This is a genomic window from Streptomyces sp. CB01881 (genome assembly GCF_002953255.1).
GTDB lineage: Bacteria > Actinomycetota > Actinomycetes > Streptomycetales > Streptomycetaceae > Kitasatospora.
The window spans coordinates 10,943,492-10,945,503 of sequence record NZ_CP026498.1 but is presented as its reverse complement, the minus strand read 5'-3'; the positions used below and the strand labels follow the sequence as shown (position 1 = coordinate 10,945,503).

Here is a 2,012-nt window from a genome sequence, read left to right as displayed (position 1 = left end):
CTGGAGGGCTTGCAACTCGCGACGTGCTTGAACCTCGGCCACGACAGCTCGGGTGGTCATCAGCCCTGGAGGGCTTGCAACGCGAGGCCCTGGCCAACCGAGCCCAGGTGGTCCACGGTGGTCATCAGCCCTGGAGGGCTTGCAACCTGTCACTTGTCTTGTTACTGCTCTTAATGGTGTCCGGTGGTCATCAGCCCTGGAGGGCTTGCAACTCGATCCACCAGAGCGGGAAGACCCCGTTGTCCTGGTGGTCATCAGCCCTGGAGGGCTTGCAACGACGTCTCGCCGACGTGATCGACCCGGACGCCCGCGGTGGTCATCAGCCCTGGAGGGCTTGCAACATGGGTACGACGGTGCCGGCTTCTCCCCCTGACTGGGGTGGTCATCAGCCCTGGAGGGCTTGCAACCGATGCAGATGGGTCTCTGAGCTTGATTTTTATGCTGTCGCCGCGATCTTGGCGAGGTGCGCTTCGAGCGTGGGTTCGCGTTTGACGGTCTTCCCGACGTCGTAGCGGGGTGCCGGCCTGCGGTTCTTCGAGCCCGGTGGCCGTCCGGGGCCTGGGCGTGTCGGTTGCGGCACGGCTGCTGGGTTGGGCGTCTTCGCGCGGATGTTGCGGAACCCGCGTCGGACCCGGGCGGGGGTGAGCCTGCTCGACGGGGCCGGTTTCTCCCAGGGGCGGCGTAGGTCCTCGGCGAGGGGGCGGGCGAGGCGGAGTTGGGTGTGGGCGACGATGACGAGCCAGGTCCACAGGTCGGCGGTGTCCGGGTTGCGGAAGCGGGGGGCGGTCCAACCGAGGGTCTGCTTCATGAGTCGGAAGGTGTGCTCAAGATCGAATCTGCGCAGGAACGTGCGCCAGATCCGGTCCAGATGCTCGGCGTCGATGCCGGTGGCGGAGGACCACAGCCACAGCGGTTTCGCGTCCCTCTCGCCCGGCAGCTGCTCGACCTTGAGGCGGACCAACGTGCCGTGGGTGATGGGGATTTCACCTTCGTGGTCGAGCCAGGGGCCGCGCTTTTGCAGGCGCTGGTGCATCCGGTCCCACGCTCTCGCCTCGGCCTTCCCGTAGCGGGTGGTGTCGGTGGTGGTGGCGGCGTCCGGGGTGTGCCAGCTGTCGGGTTTGGCGAAGGTGAAGACGCCGCCGTGCCGGCGCGGGCGTCCGCCCTTCGGGGTGGAGCGGGGCTCGCCCGGGTCACGGAGCATGACCCGGTCCGAGCGTAGTCGGCCGACCAGTTCAACCGGAAGATCGGACAGGACGTAGGCCAGGCGGGTCACGTCGTAGCCGGCGTCCATCACGATGAGGATGTCCGGATCGCCTCGGTGCCAGTGGCATGCCGCGATGATGCGTTCGACGACCTCGCGCAGCTGGGCGGCGGTGACGGCGGTCGCGTCGTCGGCCGGTCCCAGTCGGACCGCGTCCAGCAGTCCGACCCACGACGTGCGCCCGGACTCCAGGGCGGCAACGAAGGAGTACGGCCAGCCGGGGACGAACTGGTCGGCGCTTCGACCGCGGCCGTAGACGTGGCAGAACAGGCGCTCGCCGCTTGTCGGGGCATCGGGCCGCAGCCAGTTGGAGACGTCTACGGCCAGCGCGATTCTCCCGTCCGCGAGCCGTGGCAGCGGCAGGCCTGTCAGGGTGCGGCGCAGCCGCGTCGGCTCCAGCCATCCCCGGTCCAGCGCCTGGTACAGGGCGCCGTGCCCGCGCCGGTGCTCGGCCGCGAGCGAGAGCTCCACCAGCGTTTTCACTGGTCCGTCCGTGCACAGCACCGCGTCCGTCAGCTCGAAGAGCGCGTCCGCGCGGGCGTACAGGCAGTCGTAGAACTGAACCCGAAAGCGGGACAAGATGCCCAATGCGTCGCTCGTGGGCGGGTCAAGGGGGAGACTCATATGCAGCGGCCGTTCTCTTGGGCTTCGTGACTCGACATCTCGAAGCGTGGAGAACGGCCGCCTCCGCTGTCCCGGGAAGAACCGCAGATCAGCAGGTCGGGTGACCAGCAAGGTTAAACAAAAAGCT

1 protein-coding gene and 1 CRISPR repeat array are annotated in these 2,012 nt (G+C 68.0%); the gene reads right to left on the bottom strand.

Annotation, left to right across the window (positions count from 1 at the left end; all coding sequences use genetic code 11):
- Window positions 1–51: 51 nt before the first annotated feature.
- A CRISPR array of direct repeats spans window positions 52–407; the repeat unit is 30 nt; unit sequence GGTGGTCATCAGCCCTGGAGGGCTTGCAAC.
- Between the two features lie 29 nt (window positions 408–436).
- On the bottom strand, window positions 437–1,885 hold the full coding sequence (locus C2142_RS37125) for an NF041680 family putative transposase (protein ID WP_148642341.1): 1,449 nt from the start codon (window positions 1,883–1,885) through the stop codon (window positions 437–439).
- Window positions 1,886–2,012 lie beyond the last annotated feature (127 nt).